Below are 19,820 nucleotides of genomic sequence, written 5' to 3'. Positions count from 1 at the left end.
CCGGCGCGCCTACCGCTGCTCGGCGTTCGCGGGGCGGGCGCGCACGTGCAGCCGTTCGCCCTGCGGGCCGAAGAGGACGAGGGCCTCGGCGGCGCCGGGTCCGGGATTGAGGATGCGGTGCGGGACGCGGGTGTCGAACTCGGCCACCTCGCCCGGGTCGAGCGTCAGGTCGCGGTCGCCGAGCAGCAGCCGGAGCCGGCCGGAGAGCACGTAGAGCCACTCGTAGCCCTCGTGTGTCTGCTGGGTCCGGTCGCCGGTGGGTGCGTCCGGCGGGAAGATCGCCTTGAACGCCTGGAGGCCGCCCGGTTGGCGGGTCAGCGGCAGGAACGTGATGCCGTGCCGGACGATCGGTTTGGGGCGTACGCGGGGGTCGCCGGTGGCCGGGGCGTCCACCAACTCGTCGAGCGCCACCTGGTAGGCCCGGGCCAGCGGGAGCAGCAGCTCCAGGGTGGGTCGACGGCTGCCGGACTCCAGCCGGGACAGGGTGCTCACCGAGATGCCGGTCAGCTCGGCGAGCTGGGTAAGCGTGGTCCCGCGCCGGTGGCGCAGGGCCCGCAGCCGGGGGCCGACGGCGGCCAGCGCGGCGGAGTCGTCGTTTGCCATAACGGCAAGGATAGTTGCCATGCGGTCGGCGGCGACGGATGGTGGGGCGGAACCGACCGACAGAGGGAGAAACCCGTGGACGAGACATATGACGTGGTGGTGGTGGGCGGCGGCGCCGCCGGGCTCAGCGGGGCGCTGGCCCTGAGCCGGGCCCGCAGATCGGTGCTGGTGATCGACTCCGGCGAGCCGCGCAACGCGCCGGCCGGCCACGTGCACAACTACCTCGGACGCGAGGGCACCCCACCGGGCGAGCTGCTCGCCGTCGGGCGGGGCGAGGTGGCCGGGTACGGCGGACGGTTCCGCACCGGCGAGGTGCGGACCGCCACCCGCGACGACGACGGGTTCCTGCTCACCCTCGACGACGGGAGCGGCGTACGGGCCCGCCGGCTGCTTGTGGCGACCGGACTGACCGACGAACTGCCCGACGTCCCCGGACTGGCCCAGCGGTGGGGCCGCGACGTGCTGCACTGCCCGTACTGCCACGGCTGGGAGGTGCAGGACCGGCGGATCGGCGTGCTGGCGACCGGGCCCATGGGTGTGCACCAGGCCGAGATGTGGCGACAGTGGAGCTCACACGTGCTGCTCCTGCTGCACGACGCCCCCACACCGGACGAGGAGACCGCCGAGCGGCTCGCCGCGCGGAGCATCGCCGTGGTGCCGGGACCGGTCGCCGGGCTTGAGGTGACCGGGGACGCGCTGTCCGGCGTACGCCTCGCGGACGGCCGGGTGGTGGCGCTCGACGCGGTAGTGGTCGCGAGCCGGACGGTTCCCCGCGCCGACCTGCTGGTCCCTCTGGGCCTGGCGCCGGAGGAGGTGACGATGGGCGGGCACGTCGTCGGCACCCAGATCCCGGCCGACGCCACAGGCGCGACGACCGTCGCGGGAGTCTGGGTGGCGGGCAACGTGGCCGACATCCGTGGCCAGGTCATCGCGTCCGCCGCGGCCGGCCTCACCGCCGGGGCGGCGATCAACGCGGACCTGATCGCCGAGGACACCCGCGCGGCGGTGACCGCCTACCGGCAGATGGTGGCCACGGCGTTCGAGGAGCCGGCCTGGGAGGAGCGCTACCTGTCCAAGCCGGCGGTGTGGAGCGGCCGGCCGAACCCGCAACTGGTCGCCGAGGCCGCCGACCTGAGCCCCGGACGCGCGCTCGACGTCGGCAGCGGCGAGGGCGCCGACGCGGTGTGGCTGGCCGAGCGGGGCTGGCGGGTCACCGCCGTGGATATCTCGACCACGGCGCTGGCCCGCGCGGCCGAGCACGCCGACACCGTCGGGGTCGGCGACCGGATCGAGTTCACGCACGCCGACCTGCGCGACAAGCCGCCGGCCGAAGACGCGTACGACCTGGTGTCGGCGCAGTTCATGCACCTGCCTCCGGAGCAGCGGCGGGAGCTGTTCGATCGGCTGGCCGCCGCGGTGGCCCCGGGAGGCACCCTGCTCATCGTCGGGCACCACCCGTCGGACCTGTGGACGTCGGCGCGGCGGATGCACCTGCCGGACATGATGTACACCGCGGAGGACGTCGCCGCCTCCCTGTCCCCGTCCCGTTGGGAGATCGTGACCGCCGAGGCCCGCCCGCGCGCCGCCACCGACCCGGACGGCAACCCGGTCACCCTGCACGACGCGGTTCTGGTGGCCCGACGCCGCTGATTCCCACCGCCACGTGCGTCGACCGTCAGGTGGGGTCGGGTGACAAAGCCGGCGGACCGCGATCTTCCGGGCACCACCCGTCCACGATCGACGAAGGCGGGGGCCCGGGTCGCGCGGGAGTCGGGGGCGGGGCTTCGCACGGGGGTGGGCGCGGCGGTAGCGTTGCGCCACACTCACGGACCGCCGGCCCCCTGGCGCCCGATCGTACGGAGGATGGTGCATGTCCATCGGCGCTGAGCCGCTCGCAGTACGCGACGATGCGGCCTCTCGGCCAACCTTCGAGCTCGCCCTGCGCGGCTACGACAAACGCCAGGTGGACAGGCACCTGGAGCAGCTCGACGGCCAGCTCACCATGCTCAGCAAGGAACACGGGCGCTCGGCCGTGCGGGTCCGCGAACTGACCGCCGAGGTGCAGCGCCTGCGCGCCGAGCTGGCCGAGCTCCAGGAGCAGCCGGTGCAGGTGGACCGGGCCTCGTTCCAGGATCTGGGCCCGATGGTCGGCGAGATAATGGCTCTCGCCGAGAAGCAGGCCGCGATGATCATCGAAACGGCCACCGACCGGGCCAACGAGCTGCGTACCGAGTCGGAGCGGATCCTGGTCGACACCCGCGAACGCGCCGCCCAGGCGCGCCAGGACCTCGCCGAGGAACTGGCGAACCGACGCGCCGAGCAGGAGCAGGCCCACGAGGAGCGGCGCACCCTGGCCGAGGCCGAGTTGACAGCGATCCGCGAGCACGCGGAGCAGCTGCGCGTCGACGGTGAGACCGCGCACGAGCGCGCGCAGCACGAGGCGAAGCGGATCACCGAGCAGAGCGCGCAGCAGCTCAACCAGACCCGGGTGGCCGCCGACGCGTTGATGAAGTCGGCCCGTACGCAGATCCAGCAGGAGCTCCAGGCGGCCCGGGCCAAGAACCAGCAGGAGATGGCGCAGTGGCAGGCCGGCGTGGAGCGGGAGGTCAACGAACGGCGGACCGCCGCCGAGCAGGAGATCGCCGAGCAGCGGGCCGCCGCCGAGCAGGAGCTGGCCGAGCAGCGCAGCGCCACCGAGCAGCAGATCGCCGAGTTGCTTGCTGAGGCGCAGCAGCACGTGACCGAGCTACGCAACCGGGCCGACGAGCAGGCCGCCAGCCACCAGGAGCAGCTCGCCGCGTTGCAGCAGGAGATCGCGGAGCGTCGGCAGGAGGCCGCGGCGCTGAACGCCGAACTGGACACCGCCGGTCAGCAGCTCGCCGAGATCCGCGAGGAGGGCGAGACGCTGGAGAACGAGCTGTCCCGGATGCAGCAGCGGCTCAACGAGGTCCGCCGGGACCTCACCGCCGAGAGCGCCCGGCTGGAGGAGGCCCGACGTGCCGGCGACTCCGCCGAGCGGCACGCCAAGGAGGTACGCGCCCGCGTGCAGCGGGAGGCCAAGCGGGTGGCCGACCTGGCCGCCGCCGCGGTGATGGCCGCGGCGGCCGGCGGGACGGAGACCGCCGAGTACCCGATGGTGGGCACGCGTTCCCACGCCGACCGTGCCACCTCCGACCGGTCCGCGCCGGACCGGCAGGGCGCCAACCTGATCAGCCTCGACCGCCCCGCCGTCGAGCAGCCCCCGGCCGACCAGGCCCGCGCCGAGCAACCCACGCCCGACCAGGCTCGCGCCGAGCAGTCCATGCCCGACCAGGCCCGCGCCGAGCAGCAGGTCGACGAGCACGAGCGCGCCGCGCAACCCGTGGCCGAGCGGGCGCCCGTCGAGCATCCGGTCGAGGGTCACGTCACTGCCGAGCCCGGTGGTTCGGACGCCGCCGACGAGCCGGAGGCCTCCGCGCCACCCGCCGACGCCCGGCCGACCTACCCGCGGCACATCGGCGCCGACGTACCGACGCCGGTGCCGTTCCTGGCGTTCGGCCAGCCGGTCAGCGAGAACGGCACGGCCCGGCACTGACTGCCTGCCGCGTCGGCGGTGAGCAGGGCGGATTCCGTGCGGAACCGGCTCGACGGGTCGGCGGAGCTGGCAGGCTGGGCGGGTCGTCGCGCGCCGGCGGCGACCCGCCGGCCCGGTGCGGTGACGGACGCCTGCCTCACGTACCGGCGATCTCGTCGCGGACCCGCCGCTGGAAGGCGCGAGCCTGACCTCCGGTCGGCGGTGGTCCACCGTGTCGCGCCGCGATCGCCTGGCGGACCACCTCGGACGTGTCGCCGCCGTCGATGAGTCGCTGCCCCGCCGCCACCTTCGCCAGCCAGACACCGTCGCGGTGGCGCACCAGCGATCGGCAGGCGCCGAGCACGGCGTCCTCGGCGCCCGGCGCGGGCCTGTCGTCCGGCGGGGTCGGCAACGCGAGCCACCAGGACAGCGCCTCGATGAGCAGTCGACGCAGGTCGGCCGGAGCCGGGTCGGCGAAGACCTCCCCCGCCGGTGGCCCGAGCAGCGGCAGGCCGCTCTGGTGCAGGATGCTGCGGTCCAGTCCGTACCAGAAGCGGCCGTCGGCGGCGGGCCGGTCGGCGGGGTCCAGCGTGCACCGGAACGGCATCGTCGCCCCGGTGTTCAGTTCGACCTCGAAGCCCGGCTCCGGGGTGCCCGACGCAGCCACCGCGCGGCGGTAGACGACAAGTTCCAGCCCGCGCGCCGGGCAGGGCAGCGACTCGTGCCGCAGCCGCGCCACCAGCGCACGCTTCGCCACCTCGGTCAGCGGACCGGCGCTGACAAGCGCCACGTCGACGTCGCTGCGCCCGGCCTGGTACGCGCCGAGCCCCACCGAACCGGCCGCGTACGCGCCGACCAGGTCGGCGCCGAGCACGTCCCGGGCGGCGGCGACCAGGTCGTCGAGATACTGCTGAAGATCGGAGTCCACGAACCATCCTGACGCACGGCTCGGGACCGGGTCGGGTCACCCCGCGTAGAGCAGCAGCAGTCCGGCGACGGTGTAGGCGACCATCAACGCCAGCAGCGGCAGCTGGCCGGCGACCGCCCGGGCCCTGGGGAACAGGTACAGGGCGCGATCGTGGGCGAGCAGGGTGCCGAGCAGGTGCCCAAGGATGATCACGGTGATCTGGAGGGTGGCGACCCCGGAGGGCGTGACCAGTCCGGTGTGCGGCTGCCAACCGGCCGTGCCGAGCCAGTTCGCGCCAGTGCCGAGGGGATCGGACAGCAGCGCGACTGTGCGCTGGCCCTCCAGGATCAGCAGCGAGTAGTAGTGCGCCACCACGTACCCGACCGCGATCGGCACGATGGAGTGGGCGATCTCGCCGGGTACGGCACGGGCCTCGGCGGGTCCGGCGCGGCCGATCCGGGCCGCGGCCCCGGTGGCGGCGAGGTACGCGACGGCGACGGCACCGATGACCAGGACCAGCCCGGTGCTGCCGGTGACCACCGGGGGCAGCCCGTTCTCCTGACTGAAGCGCAGCCAACCGGGCGCGTTGGAGAGGCTGTCGTACATCGTGGAGCCGAGCAGCACGACCACCACGGCGACCAGCCCGGGACGGGGTCGCATCCCGGCGATGCCGTCGAGGGGGTTGCGCCATACCAGCACGCCGTCGTCGGCGCGGCCGATCGGCGCGAGCTGACCGATGAGCGTGCTGTACGTCTCGAACGGGTCGGCCCGGTCGAACCATCCGGCGCCGTACAGCGTGGCCCCGACCAGCATGACCGTCGCGTACGCGGCCAGCCAGACGGTGATGACCGGCAGGGTGGCCCTGTCGGGCGCGACAAGCTCCAGCCAGACGAACCCGAACAGGGTGCCGGCGGCCGGCCAGATCCCGACGCCGGCCGGCAGCTCCCGGATGCCGCGCCGTGCATCGCGTCGTGCCGCGAGTGTGGCGAGTAGGTGCAGGGTCCGCAGCGGGTTGACGGCCCGCCAGACCGGGCCGAGCAGCAGCGACACGGGTGCCAGCCCGACCCAGAGCAGCACGTAGAGCGCCCCGGCCGTCGGGTTTTCGGCGGTGTCCGGTCCGGCCAGCAGACCCACGCAGAACCAGGCGGCGGCGAGCAGGCCGAGGCCGCGCAGCACCCACCGGAAGGCGGGCGCGTCGACGAGGCCGGCCAGCCACCGGGGCACCGGGCGGCCACCTGTCGCGTCCCGGTCCAGTCGCGGCTCACGCCAGAGCAGACCGAGCGCGAGGAACGTGACGACGAGGGTGAGCGCGGCGGCGACGACGAGTTGCGGCAGCGTGATCGGCAGGTCCTGCCGGCCGCCGACGCCGTGCGCCAGCAGCGCGGGATCGGCGGTCATTCCGCTCAGCGGACGACGAGCTGGACCAGCACCAGCTCGGTCTCGTGCGTCTCCACCTCGAACAGCCCGGTCTTGTCGGCGCGGAACTCGACCGAGCCGGGGGTGCCGGCCGGCAGTCGGGCGCCCAGGTCGTACCCGTGCACGTGCAGCTCGTCAGGCACGTCGGAGGTGACGGTGATCCGGACCAGCTCGCCCTTGGCGACGGTGACCCGGCCGGTCGGCGGATCGACCCGCCGCTTGGTGATCCGCAAGATGATCTCAACGTCCGCGCTCGGGGTGCTGACGCTGGCGGCTGGCGTCGGGCTCGGCGACCCCGTGCTGGCGCTCGGCGACGCGGAGGCCGTCGTCGGCGTCGAGGAGGTCGCCACCGACGGGTCGTCGCTCTCCCCGCAACCGGCGGCGAGCAGGGTGGCGAGCAGGCCGGCGGCGAGGGCGGCGGAGGTGCGGAGAGCGGGGGTACGGACGGGCACGGGCGGACTCCGAACGACGCGAGGGGACGGGGGTGGAACCGATCGTCGGGGATGAGAACTCTACGTCTTGTTCGGCGACTGGGAAATGACCATGATGAACGAATGCGATCGAGGCTGGCCACTGTGCGTAGGGTCCTGAGCCGGGTCGCGGCCGCGGTGGCCGCGACGGCCGTGGTGTCGTTGGCACTGCCCGCCGCTCCGGCGTCCGCGCACGGCCAGCTGGCGACGTCCACCCCGCTGACCGGCACCGTGGTACGCGAGCCGCTGACCCAGCTGGCGTTGTATTTCACCGAGAAGCCGGCCCCGAACGCGCACTTCACCATCACCGGCCCGAACGGGTCGCGTGTGGACAGCGGCTGGTCGTTCGGTGAGCCGAAGCGGCTGGACAAGCCGGTCACCGAGTACTTCATGGTCAACGGCGTGTTCGAGCCGAGGCTGTACCACACAGGCTTCCCGGCCATGGTGACCGTGGCGCACTGGCCGGCGAAGGGCCGCTACACCGCCAGCTACCTCTCCGTCGCCTCCGACGGTGAGGCCGTGCGGGGCGAGGTCACGTTCGACTACCAGGGCCCGGGCACGGCCGCGCCGGCCGGTTGGTCGGCGCCCACGAACGGGCCGGAGCCGGCTCTGCTGGCGCTGGCCGAGGGCGACCATTCGGCCGCGACAGCCGCACCGGCGACGAGCGGCGCGCCGGTGGCCGGGCCTACCGCTCCCCCGGCGGACGGTGGCCTGCCGCCCTGGCTGCTCCCCGCCGGCGTCGTGCTCGTCGTCGGCGCGATCGTCGTGGTGGCCGCCCGGCGCAAGCCCGCCTCCGCCCGGTCGACCGGCGCCGCCCGCCGGCCCGCCGGCACCGCCCGCCGGCCCGCCGGCACCGCCCGCCGGCCCGGAGACGCCGCCCGCCGGCCCGGCGACGCCGCAATTCGCAAGGGCGGCGCGAGCCGTAAGTCGGTTCGCCGGGGCCGGCGCTAGGACCGCCCGACAGCCCACGCGACACACCTGACGGTTCGGCGCGTCCGGCCCCGACTTTCGTACGAACATGTGGAACTTTTGATGCATCGACGCGAAGCCATGGACAGCGCAATCGAAACCCCTTAATGTCTCGACCCATCAACCCCGGTGTTTCCGGATCGTCACTCGTCGGCGTCGAGGACGTTTCGGAGCCGGGCCGGCGGCCACCGCCTCACACCACTGCTTCGCACGCCGGCCGTCGGACACTCCGATCCCTCCTGGAGGAACGATGGGCACACGGCTGCTACGCCGACTCCGCAGTCCCCTCCTGGGTGCGCTGGCACTCGTCCTCGCCGGCGGCCTCTGGGCCGCCCCGGCCAGCGCCGCCCCCGAACAGGAACCGGGCGTCACCCTGCGCGTCTTCGACGTACAGGTGCCGCTCTCCGAGATCTGCACGCTCAAGCCCGCGCAGACCCCGAACGTGGACAAGCTGATGTCCACGATCAACTGGACGTCGACCGCCGACTTCGGCTTCGACAACTACTTCGTCTCGCAGGTGCTCGGCAACATCACCATCACCCAGACCGGCAGCTACACGTTCCGCCTCAGCAGCGACGACGGGTCCAAGCTGGCGATCGACAACAGCGTGGTGATCAACCACGACGGCCTGCACGGCGCCACCCCGCCCAGGGAGGGCACCGTCACCCTCGCCGCCGGTCTGCACCCGCTGCGCATCGACCACTTCGAGCGCGACGGTGGGCAGCAGATCACCCTGGAGTGGCGCACGCCCGGCTCGTCGTCCTTCGTGGTCGTACCGAACTCGGTGCTGAGCACCGACGCGGGCGTGGTGCGGGTGACCGCGCCGGGTCGCAAGGAGTGCGAGGGCGTCACCGACTCCCCCGGCGACGGCCTGCCGCTGACCGGCGTGCACCCCGGCTACACGCTGACCAACCTGCGGCCCAGCGGCTTCCAGCCGAAGGTCACCGGCATGGACTGGCTGCCCGACGGCCGGCTGGTCATCTCGACCTGGGGCGGCAGCGACCAGTCCGGCACATCCCAGGACGGCGAGGTGTGGATCCTCGGCAACACCGGCGGGGCGACGACCCCGGGCGCGGTGACCACCAAGAAGATCGCCGGTGGCCTCAAGGAGCCGATGGGGCTCAAGGTCGTCGACGGGGTGGTCTACGTCTCGGAGAAGCAGCGGTTGACCCGGCTGGTGAGCACCACAGGTGACGAGGTGGCCGAACGTCTGGACACGGTGGCCACCTGGCCGTACGGCGGGAACTTCCACGAGTTCGCGTTCGGCCTGCTCTACCAGGACGGGTTCTTCTACCTGAACCTGTCGGTGTCGATCAACTCCGGTGGCGCGACCACCAACCCGCAGCCCGCCGTCAACCGGGGCACCACCCTCAAGGTCAACAAGGACACCGGCGCGGTCAGCTACGTCGCCGGCGGCCTGCGCACCCCGCACGGCATCGGATGGGGTCCCGAGGGTGGCCTCTTCGTCACCGACAACCAGGGCGGCTGGCTGCCGTCGTCGAAGCTGCTGCACGTCAAGCAGGGCCGCTTCTTCAACCACTACACCAACCCGGCGGGCCCGTTCGACGCCAACCCGGTCACCGCGCCGGTGCTCTGGATGCCGCAGAACGAGATCGCCAACTCGCCGAGCACTCCGATGTACCTGACCAGCGGCCGCTACGCCGGCCAGTTCGTCATCGGCGACGTGACCTACGGCGGTCTCCAGCGGGCGTACGTGGAGAAGGTCAACGGCGAGTACCAGGGCGCCCTGTTCCGGCTCACCCAGGGTCTGGAGGCGGGCGTCTCCGAGGTCAACGTCGGTCCGGACGGCGCGATCTACGTCGGCGGGCTCGGCGCGGGCGGCAACTGGGGCCAGACCGGCAAACTGTCGTACGGCCTGCAGAAGCTCACCCCGAACAGCACCACGGCGTTCGAGATGCTCGCCATGCGGGCCACCACCGCCGGGTTCGAGGTGGAGTACACCCAGCCCGTGTCGGCGGAGACGGCAGCCGACCTGGCCGCGCACTACAAGATCAAGCAATGGCGGTACGTGGCGACGTCGAGCTACGGCGGCCCGAAGATCGACGAGGAGACGTTGACCGTCACGTCGGCCACGCTCTCGGCCGACGGCAGGAAGGTCACCCTCGCGGTCGACGGCCGCAAGGCCGGCCGGGTGGTCCACCTGCGCTCGCCGCGCCCGTTCACCTCCACCAGCGGCCAGTCACTGTGGAGCACCGAGGCGTGGTACACGCTCAACGCCATCCCGGGTGTCACCCCGCCGCCCGGTGGCGGGACCAACCTGGCGCTCAACAAGGCGGCCACCGCGGACAGCTCCTGCTCGACGACGGAGAGCCCGGCCAAGGCCGTCAACGGCAGCGTCTCCGGCGGCAACGGCGACAAGTGGTGCTCCAAGGGCACCGCGAAGTACCTCCAGGTCGACCTGGGCGCCCCGTACGCGGTGAACCGGGTGGTGGTCAAACACGCCGGCGCGGGCGGTGAGAACACCGCCTGGAACACCCGGGACTTCACGATCGCGTCCAGCCCCGACGGCACGACCTGGACCACCCGGGCCACGGTGACCGGCAACACGGCGAGCACCACAACGCACGACGTCGTCGCTGCGGGCACCCGCCACGTCCGGCTGGCCATCACCGCGCCGACCAGCACCACCGACCCGGCGGCCCGGATCTACGAACTGGAGGTGTACGCGAGCGCCAGCGGCGCCGCGGGCAGCATCACGGGTATCGGTGGCAAGTGCCTGGACGTCGACAACGCCGGCACCGCCGACGGTACGAAGATCCAGCTCTGGACGTGCAACGGCACCGGCGCCCAGTCGTGGAGCCGCGTCGGGGACACCTACCGGGTCCTCGGCAAGTGCCTGGACATCGACAACGCGGGCACCGCCGACGGCACCAAGGTGCAGTTGTGGACGTGCAACGGCACCGGCGCGCAGGTGTGGCAACCGCAGGCCGACGGGTCGATCCGCAACCCGCAGTCGGGCAAGGTCCTGGAGGCCGCTGGCGCGGGCACCGCCGACGGCACCCAGATCCAGATCGGCACCAACTCCGGTGGCGCGCACCAGAAGTGGGTGGTCAACGCCAGCTAGAGCCGACGGTGGGGTCCGGCCGGTCGACGGCCGGGCCCCGCCCACGGCGGTCGACCCGACGCGTGGTCAGGGGCCGTGCGGCAGCGGCTGGGCCAACGCCCGCAGGTCCGCCGGGAGTTGGGACAACGCGTCCTCGAACTCCCGGTGCCCGACCACCCGGTGCATGGTCTGGAGCACGGCCCGGGTGCCGCGCTCGGCGGCGGACCGGTCGACGTCGGCGCGGTCGGCCACCCGGCGCAGGAACTCGTCGAACCCGAACGCCTCGGGCGCCTCGGCGGCCTTGACCAGCAGCGGGCTCAGCTCGGGGGCCAGGTGGGGGGCGAGCGCGGCGGCCTCTCCGCCGCTGAGCCGCTCGGTGAGGGTGCGAAGGATCGCCTCGGTCAGCGGGCGCGCCTGCTGCGGCGACACACCCGCCCGTGCGGCAACCTTGTCGACGAACGTCAGCTCGGCCATGCCCCCGCCTCTCGTTCCGGAAACGCGTGGCTACCCGGGTCGACCAGCGGCAAACCAGGCGCGTTCTGTTCGTTGCTCCGCACCGCTCCGACCGGTCTCGTACGGTGGGGAGGACCGGGAAACAGCGGCCGCCCGAGAGTGGCCCGCGGCGCAGGAGGAGCAGATGGCGGTCGACCTGCCCGAGGTGCTCGACAGGTACTTCCGAGCCGTCGACGACGCCGACCTGGACGCCTTCGTGGCGTGCTTTGCCGACACGGCGAGCGTGGCCGACGAGGACCGGCTGTACGAGGGGCGGGCCTCGATCCGCGCGTGGCGGCAGAAGTCGATGGACGCGTACTCGTACACGGCCGAGCCGTTGCGGGTGACGCCGCAGGCGGGCGACTCGTACCAGGTCCTCGTCCGGGTGAGCGGCACCTTTCCCGGCAGCCCGGTCGAGCTGCGGTACCGGTTCACGCTGCGCGACGGTCTGATCGGCGCGCTGGACATCCGCCCGTAGGTTCGTGCACCCCACCAGAGGAGACGGCGTTGTCGCGGGTCTGGATGGTCACCGGCTGTTCCAGGTGGCCGCGACCTGAGCGAGTCGATCGCCTTTGAGGCCGCGCCCCGACCCGCCGCCGGCCGGCCGGACGGTCAGGAACGGACCGTTGTTGATCACCGCCGAACGGACGACACGGTCCGGCGGGTGGGGGGTGGCATGATGTGCCGACAACGGCCGTCGCAACCAGGAAGGGTGTTGCTGCCCGATGCCCCACTTCGAGGCCCGGACGTCCACCGCACCCGGGCGGATCGTGGTCACCCTGACCGGCGAGTGCGACCTGGCCGCCCGGGACGAGCTGACCGCCGTGCTGGCCTCGGCGGTGCGCGGCGCGCCGGTCGTCGTGGTCGACGTGGGCGGGTTGCGGTTCCTGGACTCCACAGGCCTGCACACCCTGGTGACCGCCCACCAGTCCGCGCGCGGCGACGGTAGGCGGCTCTACGTGGTCAACGCCGACGGCGCGGTCGCCGAGGTGCTGGACATCACAGGCGTGGGCGAGCTGCTGAGCCCACCCGCCGACGAGCAGGTGGCCGACTGATGCCGGCCGACCGGCGGGAGATCGTGACCGAGCAGGACGCGTCCGCCCCTGCAACGGAAACCATGTCGTACCAGGTGGCGACGGATCTGCGGGCGTTGCGCGCGTTCGTCTGCGCCGGCGCCTCGGCCCGGGGTCTGGCACCGCACCGAACGGAGCTGCTGGCGCTGGCCGTGAGTGAGCTGGCGACCAACACGTTGCAGCACACGACCGGCGGCGGCCAGGTCCGGCTCTGGACCGAGGCGGGCCACCTGGTCTGCGACGTCATCGACCAGGGACCGGCGCGCGCGCTCGGTCGGCCCATGCCGGCCGCCGAGGCGGTACGGGGCCGCGGCCTCGCCATCGTGGAGCAGGTCTGCGACGAGGTGGCGTTGTTCGGCGCGCCGGAGGGCACTGTCGTACGGATCCGCTTGGAGCTGTGACCCGGCCCGGCTGGTCGGGTCAGGGCAGCACGCGCACGGCCAGGGTGCAGGTGTCGTCGTCCGGGTTGGGGTGGTGCAGCAGCTCCCGCAGGCGGCCGAGGGCCGGCTCCCCCGGCCCGGCGGTGAACGCGGACAGCGTCACCACCACCTGCTCCAGCGGGGCGTCGGCGGGCACCCGCCGCTCCACCAGCCCGTCGGTGTAGAACAGCACCAGGTCACCGGGGCGCAGGCGTGCCGCACGCACCCCGTACGCGGAGGCGGCGCCGGCGTCGGCGCCCAGCAGCAGACCCGGCGGGAGGTCGAGCGGGCCGGTTTCGCCGGCGCGGGACAGCAGCGGCGCCAGGTGCCCGGCGCGTGCCCAGCACAGCTCCCGGGTCGCCGGGTCGTAGACGGCGACGACCGCGGTCGCGGTGATCGCGAGCTGCCCGCACAGACGGTCGAGGTGACCGACCAGCTCCGCCGGGTCGTGGATGCCGATGGACAGCCAGGCCACCAGGGCGAAGCGCAGGTGCGCCATCCCGCTTGCCGCGTCGAGCCCGTGACCGGCGACGTCGCCGACGGCGAGCACGACGGTGCCGTCCGGCAGGGTCTGGGCGTGGTACCAGTCCCCGCCCACGCGGGCCGCGCTCTCCGCCGGCAGGTAGGTGACCATCGCCTCCAGGCCGGCCAGCCCGAACACGTCGCGGGGCACCGGCTGGATCAGGTTCTGCAACTGTCCGGCCAGCCGGTGCTCGGCAAGCGCAGTGGTCTCCCGGGTCCGGAGCTGGTCGCTGAGCTGCTCGATGGCGGTCCGTGAATCCACCCGCGCGGTCACGTCCTGCACCACGGCGTGGATCTTCAACGGTGCGCCGGACGCGTCCCGGGAGGCGTCGGAGAGGATCCGCAGGTACTTCACCGAACTCGGCGCCTGGAACCGGACAGTGACATCGGAGGACGCCCCGCTGTCCAGCGTCTGCCAGGCCACCTCGCCCAACATCTGGTCGTCGGGGAGCATGGCCGCCGCCTGCTCGGCCCGGGACAGCGGACCGAGCGACGGGTCCCGCTCGAAGATCCGGTACATCCCCGGTGACCACTCGCTGACCCCGCTGGCCAGGTCGTACTCGGCCCAGCCGAGGCTGCCCAACAGCTCGGTACGCGCCACCCGCCGCTGGTCCTCGTCCAGCCGGCGCCAGGCGACCAGCAGCCCAGCGAGCACCCGGTCCACCCGCACGTCGAACAGCGACTCGGCGACGACGCCCGCGCTCTCCTCCGCGTACCGGAAGTCGGCAAGCCGGCCGGGCGTTCCGGTGGCGAGCACCTCCTGGTACAGCTGCCAGAGTGGACCGTCGACCATGCTCGGGTACAGCTCGCTGAGCAGATGGCCGACCCGGCCGACCCCGCGGCCGTAGATGTCCTGCCCGCTGGTGGCCTCGATCCGGAAGTCGGCGACGACCCCGGCGTCACGCACCGGCCGCAGCCAGGTGCACCCGGCCGGGACGACCGCGAGGACCTCCCGGACGACGTCCTCGACGCGGGGCGCCGGGTCGGCGGCTCGCGCGCCTCGGTCAGTCACGCCAGCAGCCTAGTGCTCCGACCGGGAACGTCCACCGGTTCGGTGAGGGCGGGCGTCCGGCGGCGACGCGCCCGCGATCCGCACGTGGGCGGGCCGTCCTGCTGCCACAATGCGGACAGCCCGGTCGGACGATGGCGCCGGGTGGACCCGATCGGGAGGACGGCCCATGCCGGACAGTGAACGCGAGGCGGAGCTGCTCGATGCCGAGCGCACCCTTCAGGCCGCCCAACGGGCCGGTGACGTCGCAGCCCTCGACCAGTTGCTCGTCGACCAGTTGATCGCCATCGGTCCGGACGGCCGCGTGTACCGCAAGGAGGACGACCTGGCCGCGTACCGGAACCGCACCTCGGTGATCGAGGAGTTGGTGGAGGAGGAGTTGGACCTGCTCGTGGTCGGCTCGACCGGGGCGACGTTCTTCCAGGGCCGGGTGGCAGGCGTGTTCGACGGGGTGCGGATGTCGGCACGCCTGCGCTACACCCGGACCTGGGTCCACGACGACCCGCACGGCTGGCGGGTCCTCGCCGCGCACATCAGTCCGGTCTGACCGCCGTCACGGGGTCTCGTCCTCCTCGTCGTCGAGCAGGCCCTGCTCGTCGAGGAACGCGAACCACCTGTCGTCGGCCGGGGTCAGCTCGGCGTAGCCCGGGCCGAGCACGTGATAATCCACGAAGGAGCCGAGGTCGGGGGCCAGTTCCTCGAACGCGTCCGACATGAACCACTCGGTGCCGGTCGGCGGGAAGTACCAGACGGCGCCGGTGCCGCGGTCCAGGAAAATCGGGTCGTCACCGCAGGTGCCGATCACCAACCAACCCGCCCGGTCGTCGGGGATGGCCGAGAAGTCCGGCGCGTAGTCGAGGTGGTACTGGATGCCGGCGAGGGCCGACGTTGACGCCAGCTCGACCCGGCCGGCCCGCAGGCCGTCGGCCACCAGCAGCAGGTCCCGCAGGTCGGCCGGGAGGCCCGCGGGCACCGAGTCGATAGCGGCACCCTCGCCGAAGTGGGCGTACTCCAGGCTCGCCGGCTCGTCCTCGACCAGGTCGGCCCGCAGTTCCCCGATGAGCTGACGCAGCTCGGGAGTCATTCCACCACCTCCGAATGATCCTGCGCTGTCCCCGGTCGGCTCACGCGCGCACCGGCCCGACGGTGATGTCGACCGGGCCGAGGCGCAGGGTGCCGTCGTCCAGGGGCGTACATCTGATGCCGCCTGTGGTGCGTAGCGCCTTCCACGCCCCCGGGCCGACCGTGACGTCCATCCAGGCGCACGGCCGCGCGGCGCGGTTGACCCGCAGGCTGACCGGGCCGTCTCCGGAATCCAGCACCAGCACCCTGCCGATCAGCTCGTCCACCGCGATGCCGCTGGTCAGGATGTTGCGGCGGACCTCCGCGAGACCGACACCCGCCGGCAGGGACTCCTGGGCGATGACTGTCACGCTCGCGTCGCGGTGCGCCGGCTGGCCGAAGTAGCGGTCGCCGACGATGCCGAGGCCGGACCGGATGCGGACCACGTCGACCAGTTCGCCGGGCGGGGCCGGGGCCGGGCCGTCGGCGGGCCGGCCCAGGAAGCGGTGCACGGGCGAGGCCAGTAACTCGACGATCTCCGGCATGGCAGGGATTCTACGAACCGGACCGGTTCTTCCGGGGCCGGTCGGCGGACACCGGCGCCGGGCACGGTCGAGACGTCCACCGGGTCGCGGCTCAGACCGCCAGGGCCGCCCGGACCTCGCGTTCGGCCGTGACACCGCCGTCGCCGCGCGAGGTGACCCGACCGGACTCCAGCACGTGGTAGCGACCGGCCACCCGCAACGCGAAACCCAGGTGCTGCTCGACGAGCAGGACGCTGAAGCCGGGCTGCCGGGTCAGCTCGACGATCCGCTCCTGGATCTCGGTGACCACCGACGGCTGGATGCCCTCGGTCGGCTCGTCGAGCATCAGCAGCCGCGGGCGGGTGATCAGGGCGCGGGCGATGGCCAACTGCTGGCGCTGACCGCCGGAGAGCAGACCGGCCCGGCGCCGCAGCAGCGGGCGCAGCGCCGGGAACAGATCAAGCGCCTCCGCCGTGGCCACCGCGCCGTCGCGCCTGCCGTCGGCGACCAGCCGCAGGTTCTCTGCGGCGGTCAGGTGCGGGAAGCACTGCTGCCCCTGCGGGACGTACGCCATCCCGCGCGCCACCCGTTCGTGCGGCCCGAGGCGGGTGACGTCCTCGCCGTCCAGCTCGACGACGCCGGCGCTCGGGCGCAGCAGCCCGGCGGCGACCCGCAACAGGGTGCTCTTGCCGGCGCCGTTGTGCCCCAGCACCGCGGCCACCCCGTCGGGCGGGACGGCGAGGTCGACCTCGTGCAGCACCCGGGAGCGCCCGTACCCGGCGTGCACCCCGCGCAGCGTCAGCATCATGCCTCCAGAGCCGTGGGGGCCGACCCGGCGTCGACCGGGTGGCCAAGGTAGACCTCCTGCACGCGCGGGTCCGCCTGGACCTGCGCCACGGTGCCCTCGCTGAGCACCCGACCGGCGTGCAGCACAGTCACGCTGCGCGCGAACCGGCGCAGGAAGTCCATGTCGTGCTCGATCACCACCACCGTGCGGTCCCGGCTCACCGTCTCCAGCAGGGCGCCTGTCGCGTCGCGCTCCTCGTGGCTCATCCCGGCGACCGGCTCGTCGAGCAGCAGCAGCCGCGCGTCCTGCACCAGCAGCATGCCGATCTCGAGCCACTGCTTCTGGCCGTGCGCGAGCGTGCCGGCGAGCTGCTCGGCGCGCGCGGTCAGCCCGATGGTCTCCAGCGCGGCGGCCACCTCGGCGGGCACACCCCGTCGGCGACGGGCCAGGGTCGCCCAGCCGCGCCGGGCGCCCGCCGCGATGTCGAGGTTCTGCACCACCGACAGCTCCTCGAAGACCGACGACGTCTGGAACGTGCGTCCGACGCCGAGCCTGCTGATCCGGTGCACCGGGCGACCCAGCAGCTCGTGGTCCCCGAAGCGGACCGAACCGGTGGCCCGGACCAGCCCGGTGATCGCGTCGACGAGTGTCGTCTTGCCGGCGCCGTTCGGCCCGATCAGGAACCGGATGTCACCGGCGGGCACCTCCAACGAGACGCCGTCGACGGCGGTGAAGCCGTCGAAGCTGACCCGCACGTCGCGGACGGACAACCCGTCCAGCCGCCCGTCGCTCATGCCGTGCTGGCTGGGCATGCGCTCACGGCCCTCGCTGCGCTCGGTGCGTTCGCTCATGCCGTGCTGGCTGGGCATGCGCTCACGGCCCTCGCTGCGCTCGGTGCGTTCGCTCATGCCGCCGGCACCTCCGTCCGCCCGGCGCGTCGCCGGGCCAGCGCCCACAGCGACGCCAGGCCGCCGGGCAGGAACGCGACGACCACCACGAAGAGCAACCCCTGAAGGTACGTCCAGGTGCCCGGGAAACGCTCCGACAGAGCGGTACGCGCCCAGGCCACCGCGACCGCGCCGAGTACCGGCCCGAGCAGTGTCGCCCGGCCACCCACCGCGACGCCGATGACGAACTCGATCGACGGGACGATGCCGATCAGCGCGGGCGAGATGATGCCCACCGCCGGCACGAACAGCGCCCCTGCCAACCCCGCCATACCTGCCGCCACGACGTACGCGACGAGCTTGACCGACGCCGGGTCGTAGCCGAGGAACCGGACCCGCTCCTCGCCGTCGCGGACCGCCACCAGCAGTTCGCCGTAGCGGCTGTGGATGAGTTGGCGGGCCAACGCGAGCAGGGCCAGCAGTGTGCCGGCGATGATGAGGTAGACCATCCGCTTGTTGACCGGGTCGTCCAGGTCGTACCCGAAGAAGCCCTTGATGTCGGTGAGCCCGTTGGTGCCGCCCGTGGTGCCCTGCTGCCCGATCAGCAGGATCACCATCGCGGCGGCGAGGGCCTGGCTGAGAATGGCGAAGTACGCCCCCCGGACCCGGCGACGGAACACCAGCGAGCCGAGCCCGAAGGCGACCGCCATCGGCAGCAGCACCGTGGCGGGCAGCGCGAACCACGGGCTGGCGAACGGCCGCCACCACAGCGGCAGTTCGTCGAGTTGCCCGTACAGCTGCATGAAGTCGGGCATCCCACCGGGACCCGCGTCGGCGAGCTTGAGGTGCATGGCCATCGCGTAGCCACCGAGGCCGAAGAAGACGCCCTGGCCGAGGGTGAGCATGCCGCCCCGACCCCAGGCGATCCCGATGCCGACCGCCACCATGGCGACGCAGAGGTACTTGGCGAGCAGGGCCAGCCGGAAGTCCGACAGCACCAGCGGGGCGACGGCGAACAGCAGCGCCGCGCCGAACGCGAACCCGGCCGCCGTCCGCAGCCGCGAACGGGCCGCGGGCCGACCCGGGGGTGGGTCGCCGGGTGACGCGGCACGGGCGGTGGTGCCGGGCGGCGCGGGTGTCACGGCGGTCATGCGAGGCTCCTGGTCCGCAGGGTGAACAGGCCCTGAGGTCGCCACTGGAGGAACGCGACGATCGCCACGAAGACGATCACCTTGGCGACGCTGAGGGTGGTGAGGTACTCCCCGGTGGCCTGGAGCACCCCGAGGGCGAAGGCGACGAGCACGCTGCCCTTGAGTTGCCCAATCCCACCGACCACGACGACCAGGAAGGCGTCGATGATCAGGTTGGTGCCCATGGTCGGGCCGATCGGGCCGAGCAGGGTGAGCGCCACCCCGGCGAGCCCGGCCAGGCCGGAGCCGACGAAGAAGGTCGTCCGGTCGATCCGGGAGGTGGCGATGCCGGACACGGCGGCGAGGTCACGGTTCTGCACCACCGCGCGGATGCGCCGCCCGAGTGGGGTGAGCCGCAGCGCCAGGGTGAGCGCCGCGACGGCGGCCAGCGCCAGGGCCAGGATGAACAGCCGGTTGGTGGCGATGGTCAGCCCGCCGGGCAGCTCCACGTTGCCGGTGAGCACCTCCGGTGCGCGGGTCTGCACGTTCGGGCTGCCGAACACGTCCCGGGCCAGTTGTTGCAGCATCAGCGACACACCCCAGGTGACCAGCAGGGTGTCCAGTGGTCGGGCGTAGAGCCGGCGGATGAGCAGGACCTCCAACAGCACGCCCATCGCGCCGGCGACCACGAACGCCACCGGCAGCGCCACCAGCAGCGACAACCCGGCCCCGGTGATGCTCTGTTGCAGGACGTAGGTGGTGTACGCCCCGGCCATGATGAACTCACCGTGCGCCATGTTGATCACGTTCATCTGGCCGAACGTCAGCGCCAGCCCGAGCGCGATGAGCAGCAGCACCGCGCCGATGCTGATGCCTGTGAAGAGTTGACCGAAGAGGACTGTCACGGTGGGTACTCCGTACTGCTGGTCGGGT

20 protein-coding genes are annotated in these 19,820 nt (G+C 72.9%); 8 read left to right on the top strand and 12 right to left on the bottom strand.

Features of this window, described 5'->3' with window-relative positions:
• Window positions 1–9 precede the first annotated feature (9 nt).
• Complete coding sequence (locus ACFY1S_RS16455; protein ID WP_387118215.1) at window positions 10–603, bottom strand: helix-turn-helix domain-containing protein; 594 nt, start codon at window positions 601–603, stop codon at window positions 10–12.
• 75 nt (window positions 604–678) lie between these two features.
• On the opposite strand from ACFY1S_RS16455, the gene ACFY1S_RS16450 reads away from it, so the two are divergent.
• Together ACFY1S_RS16450 and ACFY1S_RS16445 are read left to right on the top strand one after the other, a co-directional pair.
• Window positions 679–2,253 carry an FAD-dependent oxidoreductase gene (locus tag ACFY1S_RS16450; RefSeq protein ID WP_387118212.1) on the top strand — a complete coding sequence of 525 codons (1,575 nt, stop codon included), beginning with the start codon at window positions 679–681 and terminating at the stop codon, window positions 2,251–2,253.
• A gap of 220 nt (window positions 2,254–2,473) precedes the next feature.
• The gene (locus ACFY1S_RS16445; protein WP_387118210.1) at window positions 2,474–4,177 is read left to right on the top strand and encodes a hypothetical protein; all 1,704 of its coding nucleotides are present in this window, start codon (window positions 2,474–2,476) and stop codon (window positions 4,175–4,177) included.
• A 136-nt stretch (window positions 4,178–4,313) separates the two neighbouring features.
• Here ACFY1S_RS16445 and ACFY1S_RS16440 read toward each other — a convergent pair whose 3' ends face one another.
• The 3 genes from ACFY1S_RS16440 to ACFY1S_RS16430 are packed head-to-tail and all read right to left on the bottom strand — an operon-like array spanning window position 4,314 to window position 6,931.
• Entirely contained in the window at window positions 4,314–5,084 is a 771-nt protein-coding gene (locus ACFY1S_RS16440; RefSeq protein ID WP_387118208.1) for a nucleotidyltransferase domain-containing protein, read from the bottom strand.
• Between the two features lie 36 nt (window positions 5,085–5,120).
• Window positions 5,121–6,461, bottom strand: a complete 1,341-nt coding sequence (locus ACFY1S_RS16435; RefSeq protein WP_387118205.1) for a hypothetical protein — start codon at window positions 6,459–6,461, stop codon at window positions 5,121–5,123.
• Window positions 6,462–6,466: 5 nt separating this feature from the next.
• On the bottom strand, window positions 6,467–6,931 hold the full coding sequence (locus tag ACFY1S_RS16430) for a hypothetical protein (RefSeq protein WP_387118202.1): 465 nt from the start codon (window positions 6,929–6,931) through the stop codon (window positions 6,467–6,469).
• Window positions 6,932–7,054: 123 nt separating this feature from the next.
• Here ACFY1S_RS16430 and ACFY1S_RS16425 point away from each other — a divergent pair, with 123 nt between their 5' ends.
• Both ACFY1S_RS16425 and ACFY1S_RS16420 read left to right on the top strand, forming a co-directional pair.
• Entirely contained in the window at window positions 7,055–7,900 is an 846-nt protein-coding gene (locus tag ACFY1S_RS16425; RefSeq protein WP_387118200.1) for a copper resistance protein CopC, read from the top strand.
• Window positions 7,901–8,168: 268 nt separating this feature from the next.
• Complete coding sequence (locus ACFY1S_RS16420) at window positions 8,169–11,003, top strand: RICIN domain-containing protein (RefSeq protein WP_387118197.1); 2,835 nt, start codon at window positions 8,169–8,171, stop codon at window positions 11,001–11,003.
• 66 nt (window positions 11,004–11,069) lie between these two features.
• Here the strand turns inward: ACFY1S_RS16420 and ACFY1S_RS16415 are convergent, their stop codons facing one another.
• On the bottom strand, window positions 11,070–11,456 hold the full coding sequence (locus tag ACFY1S_RS16415) for a DUF2267 domain-containing protein (protein ID WP_387118194.1): 387 nt from the start codon (window positions 11,454–11,456) through the stop codon (window positions 11,070–11,072).
• Window positions 11,457–11,619: 163 nt separating this feature from the next.
• Here ACFY1S_RS16415 and ACFY1S_RS16410 point away from each other — a divergent pair, with 163 nt between their 5' ends.
• From ACFY1S_RS16410 to ACFY1S_RS16400, 3 genes are all read left to right on the top strand, one after another.
• The gene (locus ACFY1S_RS16410) at window positions 11,620–11,952 is read left to right on the top strand and encodes a nuclear transport factor 2 family protein (RefSeq protein ID WP_364364076.1); all 333 of its coding nucleotides are present in this window, start codon (window positions 11,620–11,622) and stop codon (window positions 11,950–11,952) included.
• Window positions 11,953–12,199: 247 nt separating this feature from the next.
• Window positions 12,200–12,529 carry an STAS domain-containing protein gene (locus ACFY1S_RS16405; RefSeq protein ID WP_387118190.1) on the top strand — a complete coding sequence of 110 codons (330 nt, stop codon included), beginning with the start codon at window positions 12,200–12,202 and terminating at the stop codon, window positions 12,527–12,529.
• A complete protein-coding gene (locus tag ACFY1S_RS16400; protein WP_387118187.1) occupies window positions 12,529–12,948 on the top strand; it encodes an ATP-binding protein in 420 nt (139 codons plus the stop codon). Before ACFY1S_RS16405 ends, ACFY1S_RS16400 begins: the two co-directional genes overlap by 1 nt.
• A 19-nt stretch (window positions 12,949–12,967) precedes the next feature.
• Here the strand turns inward: ACFY1S_RS16400 and ACFY1S_RS16395 are convergent, their stop codons facing one another.
• Window positions 12,968–14,500, bottom strand: a complete 1,533-nt coding sequence (locus ACFY1S_RS16395; RefSeq protein WP_387118184.1) for a PP2C family protein-serine/threonine phosphatase — start codon at window positions 14,498–14,500, stop codon at window positions 12,968–12,970.
• A gap of 166 nt (window positions 14,501–14,666) precedes the next feature.
• On the opposite strand from ACFY1S_RS16395, the gene ACFY1S_RS16390 reads away from it, so the two are divergent.
• Window positions 14,667–15,044, top strand: a complete 378-nt coding sequence (locus ACFY1S_RS16390) for a nuclear transport factor 2 family protein (protein WP_387118181.1) — start codon at window positions 14,667–14,669, stop codon at window positions 15,042–15,044.
• 6 nt (window positions 15,045–15,050) lie between these two features.
• On the opposite strand, the gene ACFY1S_RS16385 is transcribed toward ACFY1S_RS16390, so the two are convergent.
• The 6 genes from ACFY1S_RS16385 to urtB form a co-directional block, all read right to left on the bottom strand.
• The gene (locus tag ACFY1S_RS16385) at window positions 15,051–15,581 is read right to left on the bottom strand and encodes an SUKH-4 family immunity protein (RefSeq protein ID WP_387118178.1); all 531 of its coding nucleotides are present in this window, start codon (window positions 15,579–15,581) and stop codon (window positions 15,051–15,053) included.
• A gap of 40 nt (window positions 15,582–15,621) precedes the next feature.
• Window positions 15,622–16,104 (bottom strand): molybdenum cofactor biosysynthesis protein, encoded by a 483-nt coding sequence (locus ACFY1S_RS16380; RefSeq protein ID WP_387118175.1) that lies wholly within the window; start codon window positions 16,102–16,104, stop codon window positions 15,622–15,624.
• Between the two features lie 91 nt (window positions 16,105–16,195).
• The gene (gene urtE / locus ACFY1S_RS16375; RefSeq protein WP_364364056.1) at window positions 16,196–16,888 is read right to left on the bottom strand and encodes an urea ABC transporter ATP-binding subunit UrtE; all 693 of its coding nucleotides are present in this window, start codon (window positions 16,886–16,888) and stop codon (window positions 16,196–16,198) included.
• Entirely contained in the window at window positions 16,888–17,778 is an 891-nt protein-coding gene (gene urtD / locus ACFY1S_RS16370; protein WP_387118170.1) for an urea ABC transporter ATP-binding protein UrtD, read from the bottom strand. The genes urtE and urtD overlap by 1 nt, the downstream gene beginning before the upstream one ends.
• Window positions 17,775–18,908, bottom strand: coding sequence for an urea ABC transporter permease subunit UrtC (urtC, locus tag ACFY1S_RS16365; protein WP_387118167.1), 1,134 nt, complete (start codon window positions 18,906–18,908; stop codon window positions 17,775–17,777). The genes urtD and urtC overlap by 4 nt, the downstream gene beginning before the upstream one ends.
• On the bottom strand, window positions 18,905–19,792 hold the full coding sequence (urtB, locus tag ACFY1S_RS16360; protein ID WP_364364048.1) for an urea ABC transporter permease subunit UrtB: 888 nt from the start codon (window positions 19,790–19,792) through the stop codon (window positions 18,905–18,907). Before urtB ends, urtC begins: the two co-directional genes overlap by 4 nt.
• Window positions 19,793–19,820: the final 28 nt, after the last annotated feature.

It is taken from the genome of Micromonospora sp. NPDC000663, assembly GCF_042898105.1.
Taxonomy (GTDB): domain Bacteria; phylum Actinomycetota; class Actinomycetes; order Mycobacteriales; family Micromonosporaceae; genus Micromonospora.
The sequence above is the reverse complement of the archived record's forward strand: the minus strand, read 5'-3'. Positions and strand labels throughout refer to the sequence as shown.

Bases quoted from the DNA above. Each gene is read 5' to 3' on its own strand.
- ACFY1S_RS16455 (WP_387118215.1), bottom strand. From the start codon at position 603: ATGGCAAACGACGACTCCGCCGCGCTGGCCGCCGTCGGCCCCCGGCTG.
- ACFY1S_RS16445 (WP_387118210.1), top strand. From the start codon at position 2,474: ATGTCCATCGGCGCTGAGCCGCTCGCAGTACGCGACGATGCGGCCTCT.
- ACFY1S_RS16435 (WP_387118205.1), bottom strand. From the start codon at position 6,461: ATGACCGCCGATCCCGCGCTGCTGGCGCACGGCGTCGGCGGCCGGCAG.
- ACFY1S_RS16420 (WP_387118197.1), top strand. From the start codon at position 8,169: ATGGGCACACGGCTGCTACGCCGACTCCGCAGTCCCCTCCTGGGTGCG.
- ACFY1S_RS16415 (WP_387118194.1), bottom strand. From the start codon at position 11,456: ATGGCCGAGCTGACGTTCGTCGACAAGGTTGCCGCACGGGCGGGTGTG.
- ACFY1S_RS16410 (WP_364364076.1), top strand. From the start codon at position 11,620: ATGGCGGTCGACCTGCCCGAGGTGCTCGACAGGTACTTCCGAGCCGTC.
- ACFY1S_RS16405 (WP_387118190.1), top strand. From the start codon at position 12,200: ATGCCCCACTTCGAGGCCCGGACGTCCACCGCACCCGGGCGGATCGTG.
- ACFY1S_RS16400 (WP_387118187.1), top strand. From the start codon at position 12,529: ATGCCGGCCGACCGGCGGGAGATCGTGACCGAGCAGGACGCGTCCGCC.
- ACFY1S_RS16390 (WP_387118181.1), top strand. From the start codon at position 14,667: ATGCCGGACAGTGAACGCGAGGCGGAGCTGCTCGATGCCGAGCGCACC.
- ACFY1S_RS16385 (WP_387118178.1), bottom strand. From the start codon at position 15,581: ATGACTCCCGAGCTGCGTCAGCTCATCGGGGAACTGCGGGCCGACCTG.
- ACFY1S_RS16380 (WP_387118175.1), bottom strand. From the start codon at position 16,104: ATGCCGGAGATCGTCGAGTTACTGGCCTCGCCCGTGCACCGCTTCCTG.
- urtE (WP_364364056.1), bottom strand. From the start codon at position 16,888: ATGCTGACGCTGCGCGGGGTGCACGCCGGGTACGGGCGCTCCCGGGTG.
- urtD (WP_387118170.1), bottom strand. From the start codon at position 17,778: ATGAGCGAACGCACCGAGCGCAGCGAGGGCCGTGAGCGCATGCCCAGC.
- urtC (WP_387118167.1), bottom strand. From the start codon at position 18,908: ATGACCGCCGTGACACCCGCGCCGCCCGGCACCACCGCCCGTGCCGCG.